This window comes from Roseibium sp. RKSG952, assembly GCF_009711355.1.
Window position 1 is genome coordinate 1 of the sequence record NZ_SMMF01000759.1, and the last position, 7,352, is coordinate 7,352.

General features: G+C 57.8%; 4 protein-coding genes. 3 read left to right on the forward strand and 1 reads right to left on the reverse strand.

All coding sequences use genetic code 11. The features are described 5' to 3' along the window. The first annotated feature begins 199 nt into the window (after positions 1-199). The 3 genes from E1297_RS05750 (at position 200) to E1297_RS05760 (ending at position 4,821) form a co-directional block, all read left to right on the forward strand. The gene (locus E1297_RS05750; RefSeq protein ID WP_155135137.1) at positions 200-850 is read left to right on the forward strand and encodes a TetR/AcrR family transcriptional regulator; all 651 of its coding nucleotides are present in this window, start codon (positions 200-202) and stop codon (positions 848-850) included. Positions 851-898: 48 nt separating this feature from the next. Continuing rightward, complete coding sequence (ilvC, locus tag E1297_RS05755) at positions 899-1,918, forward strand: ketol-acid reductoisomerase (RefSeq protein ID WP_155135140.1); 1,020 nt, start codon at positions 899-901, stop codon at positions 1,916-1,918. A 497-nt stretch (positions 1,919-2,415) separates the two neighbouring features. After that, complete coding sequence (locus E1297_RS05760; protein ID WP_155135143.1) at positions 2,416-4,821, forward strand: cation-translocating P-type ATPase; 2,406 nt, start codon at positions 2,416-2,418, stop codon at positions 4,819-4,821. A gap of 216 nt (positions 4,822-5,037) precedes the next feature. Here the strand turns inward: E1297_RS05760 and E1297_RS05765 are convergent, their stop codons facing one another. Next, positions 5,038-6,918, reverse strand: a complete 1,881-nt coding sequence (locus E1297_RS05765; RefSeq protein WP_155135146.1) for a hypothetical protein — start codon at positions 6,916-6,918, stop codon at positions 5,038-5,040. Between the last annotated feature and the right edge of the window lie 434 nt (positions 6,919-7,352).

Sequence of the window (7,352 nt, forward strand, 5' to 3'; positions counted from 1 at the left end):
AAATCATGCATGTTTCGATTGGCTTCAATAGGCAGAGGTCTTTCGCAGGGACGGGCAAACGGCGCCTGCACATGTGGCCAGCCGAATCCCCCAAAAATATGCGAGCCCCCCCCTTGACCTGAAGCTTTAGCGATGCGATCTACAATTTAGAACCGTACGGTACGGTTCACGCCTTGACAACAGAAATTCCCGGACCTCGATGCCCACCGCCGCTTTTGATATCGCCACGGCCCCGCCCGATGCCGCGCCCGAATTCACCCAGCGCCAGCAGGATGTGCTTGCCCATGCACTCGCGCTTCTGGTTGAAGGCGGCGAGAAGGCCCTGACGACCGCCGGGCTCGCCCGCACCGCCAATTGTTCGAAGGAAAGCCTCTACAAGTGGTTCGGTGACCGGGACGGATTGCTGGCTGCGGTTGTCGCCTTTCAGGCGAGCCAGGTGCAGTTTCCCTCAGACGCCGGTGCGACCGCAGATGCCGGCACGTTCCGCAAGCATCTGATTGCTTTCGTCAAAACGCAGCAGACGGTCCTGTTCGGCGAGACCTCTCTTGCGCTCAACCGGCTGTCGATTGCCAATTCCGGCAGCGGCCAGAACCGCCTCGGCCATCTGCTGGTGGCACGCGGCAAGAACATGATCGGCACCCGGGCCCGCACCCTTCTGGAAGCCGGCCGCCGCAAGGGACTGTTGAAGTTCGATGATCCGGACGAGGCCTATCAGGTGCTCTACGGGCTTGCCATCGGAGAAACCCATATCCGCCTGCTTCTGGGCGGCACGCCAACCGACAGGGAAAAAGACCTGGACACGCTCGCACAAACCGCAGTCGACCGGTTTTACCGGCTGTTCGGCGTCTAACCTCTCTCGTCACCCAAACACTTGCTTTAACCCGGAAAGGATTCCCCCATGCGCGTTTATTATGACCGCGATGCAGACATGAACCTGATCAAGTCCAAGAAGGTCGCGATCATCGGCTATGGTTCCCAGGGCCGTGCCCATGCAATGAACCTGAAGGACAGCGGCTGCACCGACATCGTGGTCGCCCTGCGTGCCGGTTCGACCACCGCCCTCAAGGCCGAAGCCGACGGGTTCAAGGTCATGACCGTGGCCGACGCTGCCGCCTGGGCCGACCTGATGATGATGGCAACGCCGGACGAGCTGCAGGCCGACATCTACAAGGACCACATCGCAGCCAACATCCGCGACGGTGCCGCGATTGCCTTCGCCCACGGCCTCAACGTGCATTTCGGCCTGATCGAGCCGAAGGCAACCGTCGACGTTCTGATGGTCGCACCGAAGGGCCCGGGCCACACCGTGCGCGGCGAATACCAGAAGGGCGGCGGCGTGCCGTGCCTGATCGCCGTTCATCAGGATGCGTCCGGCAATGCACTTGATCTGGGCCTGTCCTATGCCAGCGGCGTCGGCGGCGGCCGGTCCGGCATCATCGAGACCACCTTCAAGGAAGAGTGCGAAACCGACCTGTTCGGCGAACAGGCGGTTCTGTGCGGTGGTCTGGTCGAGCTGATCCGCGCCGGTTTCGAAACGCTGGTTGAAGCCGGCTACGCGCCGGAAATGGCCTATTTCGAGTGCCTGCACGAAGTAAAGCTGATCGTCGACCTGATCTATGAAGGCGGCATCGCCAACATGAACTACTCGATCTCCAACACGGCCGAGTGGGGCGAATATGTCACCGGTCCGCGCATCGTCACCTCCGAAACCAAGGCGGAAATGAAGCGCGTCCTGACCGAGATCCAGAACGGCAAGTTCACCTCCGACTGGATGCAGGAATACCGTGCAGGCGCTGCCAAGTTCAAGGCAACCCGCCGCCTGAACGACGCGCACCAGATCGAGGAAGTCGGCGAAAAGCTGCGCGGCATGATGCCGTGGATCAAGAAGGGCGCTCTGGTCGACAAGGCCAAGAACTAAGCCTCCCAAGGCGCATCGAAATATGGAAGGGGCCCGCAACAGCGGGCCTTTTTCTGTTCGCACGCCCGGGCAGCGGCACTCAAGCCATAGATACAAGAGACCTCGTGAGCGGATGCCCCGGCTTTACAAGAAAACCCTTGATCCTTTGGCTGAGACGGTTCGTCCGCAAGGCCAAAGCGGAGAGCTGCACGCTCAAACTTGAAAAGTCACCTGAACCGCAATACGGTCTGATAGCGCATCGCGGCCTGAAGAACGGGCTCGCCCGTTTTGAGCCCTATGGTTGCCTTTTGGCCTGAACGACGGCCGACAGCGCTTGAAGATGGCACCTCCCCTTCCCTCCCATTGCCGTCGTCAGAAGCGATCAATCCGAACCTGTTTGACTTTCCCGGAAACCATGCTGCCCCCCATTGGCGTAGCAGGACCCCAAATTCCCTCTTGAACCTCTAGTTACTATAGCAATTAAGCAGGAAGGGCCTAACGAACGAGAGGTCCTTTAAATGCTGCGTGAAACAACCGGCAATCCCCAACACGAACCGGCAACGCCCGTGCACTCACATGCGCATGGCAAACAGCATACTTGCGGCCAATCGCCTGCGCAGAAGCAGGCCGCTTCCGGCGCTCATGCTCATGGCTCCTGCTGCGGCAAACCGGTGGCTGCCGGAGCGGTAAATGCACCGGGATTAAGTTTCAGAATCAACGGTCTGGACTGTGCCGAGGAGATTGCCATCTTGCAAAAAGTGCTCGGCCCGAAGGTCGGCGGTAATGCACACTTGGCGTTTGATACGATCAATGCCCGCATGACGATCCTCGGTTCCGCCAAACCCATTGCGACCGATCAGGTCATCAAGCTTGTGGCAGCAACAGGCATGAGTGCCAAACCGTGGGATGACAAAACGGCAGATGCCGATCACCAGGCCCACCTGACCCGGCAACGGCGGTTTACCATTGCCAGTGGTGCATTCTGGCTTGCAGGGATCGCCTTGCATATGTTTGAGGCTGGTCCCGGCCGGTTTCTGGACCTGTTTCATGCACATGGCGGCACTGCGATCCCAATCGCCGAAATGGGTCTGTTCATGCTCGCCATTCTGTTTGGCGGATGGCTCGTTGCGCCCAAGGCGTGGTCCTCTTTTCGCCGTCTGTCCCCGGACATGAACCTGCTGATGATAGTCGCCGTTGCAGGAGCGGTCGGCCTTGGCGACTATTTCGAGGCCTCAACCGTAGCCTTTCTGTTTGCCCTGTCGCTTGTTCTGGAAACCTACAGTGTCGGCCGGGCCCGCAACGCCGTGGCAGCGCTTCTTGATCTTGCGCCGCCGCGTGCAAGGGTGGTGCGGCCGGACGGGTCGGAAGCCGACATTCCTGCCGCTGAAGTGAAAGCCGGCGATCACTTCATCATCCGGGCCGGTGACCGGATACCGCTGGACGGCACCGTGACTGAAGGCCGGACGTCCATCAACCAGGCACCGATTACCGGTGAAAGTGCTTTGGTTGACAAGGAAGAGGGCGACGGGGTTTACGCGGGCACGATCAACGCGGACGGAACGATCACGGTCCGGGCCACCCGGATTGCCTCGGATACGGTGCTTGCCCGGATCATCAGAATGGTCAACGATGCCCAGTCGAGGCGCGCCAATATCGAACAATGGGTAACACGGTTTGCCCGGGCCTACACACCGGCTGTCATGGCGCTGGCCGTTCTGATCGTGGTCCTGCCGCCGCTGATTGCCGGTGGCGACTGGAGCAGCTGGTTTTACAACGCATTAGTCCTGCTGGTGATTGCCTGCCCCTGTGCGCTCGTCATATCAACGCCGGTGAGTATTGTGGCCGCCTTGGCGTCCTCCGCGAGGGCCGGTGTTCTGGTGAAGGGCGGCGCCTTCATGGAAGCTCCGGGACGTCTGGAGGCCATTGCCCTGGACAAGACCGGCACGCTCACCGAAGGCCGCCCGGAGGTTTCCGGCCTTTACCCTGTCACCAGCAAGACACCGGAAGACCTGATTGCCGCAGTTTCTGCCCTGGAAACCCGGTCCTCACATCCGCTTGCACAGGCCATTCTACACAAGGCCGAAACGTCCGGCGTCAAAGTCACCGCCGCACAGGACATCGTCACCATCCCTGGCCGCGGCCTGCAAGGCCGGTGGAACCATCAGGAAATCTGGCTCGGCTCTCTGAGACTTGCGCAGGAAAAAGGCGTATCAGACCAGATCCCGGACGCTGTCCAGACTGCCATCAGCGAAGGGGCCTCGACATGGGTTGTTGCCGGAATCGATCAACACATTCTGGGACTTGTCGAACTGCGCGACAGGATCCGTCCGAACGCGCGGCAAATCGTTCAGCGTCTTCATGAACAGGGTGTGCGGAAAATCGTCATGCTGACGGGCGACAACACGGCCGCAGCCCACGCAGTCGCCGAAGAGGTTGGCGTTGACGAGGTGCATGCGGAATTGCTGCCGCAAGACAAGGCTTCGGCGATTCGGGAGCTGTCCGGCAAGTACAAGATGGTTGCCATGATCGGCGATGGCGTCAACGACGCCCCGGCCATGGCGGAGGCCGGGTTCGGCATTGCCATGGGCGCGATCGGATCTGATGTGGCGATTGAAACCGCAGACATTGCACTCATGAACGACGATATCGGCAAGGTACCCTGGCTGATTGGCCATTCACGGCGCACCATGGCCATCATCCGCCAGAATATCGGGATTTCCCTTGTCACCAAGTCCGCTTTTGTCATCGCAACGGCTTTTGGAATGGCCTCCATGTGGGGGGCGATTGCTGCAGATGTCGGCGTGTCTCTGCTGGTCGTGGCAAATGCCTTGCGCCTCTTGAAGGCGCCGGACACGGGTTGGTTCCAAGACCGGTCCAAGGTTGCGCGAAGCGCTCCTTCTCGGGGAAGACCTTTCGAGGCATGACGTGTCTTCAAAGGCTTCCTGGCGATCTTGGCATAGGGATTGGGTGCGAAGGACGCTTAAGCGTGCCAGGCGGTTCGCCAATCCTTGACATTCAATCTCCTATGGCGAACCGAGGCTGGCCGTTGCCTTGTTGCACTTCGCGACTGAATCCACCGGGCCCGCAACAGCGGGCCCTTTTTCGTTTCGGACTGCATGTGGTGATGGGACCTGTTCTTCTCAGACCACGTCGAGCAGATCGGAATTGACACGGGCCGAGCTTCCCGCGGCAAATGCGATTTCGTATGCGACATCGCCGTTCAATTCGGTTTTCGTGAAAGACCCGCCACCAGTCACCAGATCGACGGCAAAGGCATCGAACTCCGCGACCGAGGAGATCTCGTAGACTGTCCCGGCAAAATTGACCACCAGCGTGTCCTCGTCAAAGCCGAAGTCGGTGATGTCGTCGGCTCCGCTGGCGTTTGTGGCAACATCCAGATTCGCGCGCCCGTCAAGATCGTAAAGCAGCTCGAACTCGTCCGCACCGCCGTTTCCGGTCATGGTGTCGTCGCCCGCGCCCCCTGACAGGAAATCGGAAAAATTGCCGCCGGTCAGGATGTCATTGCCGGCACCGCCATAAACCCCGCCAGTGGTCTGGCCGTCTTCCGCCACCGTGTAAACGTCGTCTCCGCCATAAAGCCGGACTTCGCCGTCAATCAGCCCGGAATTGGTAGTGGTCTCGACCCCGTCCGATCCATCAATCACGGCCTTGAATTCAAAAGTCGGAGCCGTCGATGTCAGCGTGCCGGAGTTGACGATGGCAATCGCAGTCACGCCTTCCTCGATATCGATGGCGTGATCCCTCGCTTCGATAAATCCGTGGTTCTGGATTTCATTTCCGTCGCCTGAAACCTCGACACCATTTTTTTCAGCCGTTATCGCGCCGGAATTCGTGATCGAACCGGAATTGCCGAACATTGCGATCCCGCGCTCACCGGTCGTGATTGTGCCGCTGTTCACAATCGTCAACTGCTCCGATGCCGTGGTGCCCCGGTCGAAGCCGATACCGTCGGTCCCCGCGACAATACTCCCGCTGTTGGTGACCGACGTTTCACTGGTACCGTTGTCAATCTGGATCCCGATTGACCCTGCCTCGATTTGTCCGGAATTTACAATCCGGGAATTGCTCGATTCCCCATCTCCGTAGTCAATGCCTTCGCCGAACGCAAAAATCTCTCCGGTGTTTTCAATCAGATTGTAAGATCCGGTATCGATGATGATCGCCGAATCGCCCAAACTGTCATTCTGGGAATAGATCGTGCCGTGATTGATCAACTTGGAATGGTTGATGGTCGCCTCGGTGCCCATGGCATCATCGCCGGTCGCGATCAGGGTACCGTAGTTGACGACCAAAAGGTTGTCGGCTCTTTCAACATTGATCGCCTTGTTGCCACCGGTAATGGTTCCGTAATTGATGGCCACACCATTTTCACTGCGGAAGTCGACGCCATTGTACCCGGCCGTGATCTCTCCGGCGTTGATCAGCAAAGAGTTTTCGCCATAAACACTGATGCCGTTGTCGCCAAAACGGTCATTCGTCGAGATCACCGTTCCGAAATTCCAGACACTGGCATAAGCGCCATAAGTCTCGATTCCACTGCCCGCCGATTCTATCACACCTGTGTTCACCACAAGGCCACGCTTGGGATCGATATCGGTATCACCGGTTTCGCCAATCCGGATACCGTCACCACCTGAGGTTATACTTCCGGCATTAAACACTTTTGTGTAATCACCGAGCAAGGCCATGCCGTCACCCGATGCGTCAATGGAGCCTGTGTCGGACACAATCATCTTGAGACCGGCTGAAGACTCCGAAGACACAACCCCATCGGTTGTAACCGTATCCGCCCCGTCCTCAGCGACGGCTGAGGCATCGATTGTTCCTTGCAGAATGTAAGTAACGCAGCGCGCATCCTCGACTGAAACCGCAGCGTCACCAGCTTCCTCAACCGAGATGACGTCCGTTTCGCTTGTGTAATAAGTCCGAAATGACGAGGCCAGTTCATACCCGGCAAGTGACGACCCGGTGTTGACCCAGGGAATGAAAAACCGAAACATTTCTTTGCGCTCCCAGCGTGGTTCTTTGAAGTATCCGGTGCGCGTGTCTCCGGTCTTTGCCGGCCCCTCGCCCATAATCGCACCCAGAGTAAATTTTACTTTTTATTTAATTTCAAACAACAACAACGATTGCGATCAATTTGAAAGATTGTCAATTAACGCTGATATCTGAAGTATCTTTCAAAAAATTACTTGAAAAAAATGCCGGTTTTTCAATCCGAGGTCATTGACAAAATTTAATACAATCGTTCGAAATTATATCTATTTTCGACACAAAATGACTGTAAGTTGCGCAAAATGTCCGAAATTTGGGCAAACTCATGACCATCCGGGACGGAAACGGATCTGAAAACCGGGTGAATTCAAGCGCAAAGTGCAACACAATGTAAGCGGCGCAATCTGCCGTGCTCTTTCTCAGGGAAGGCCTTTCAAGG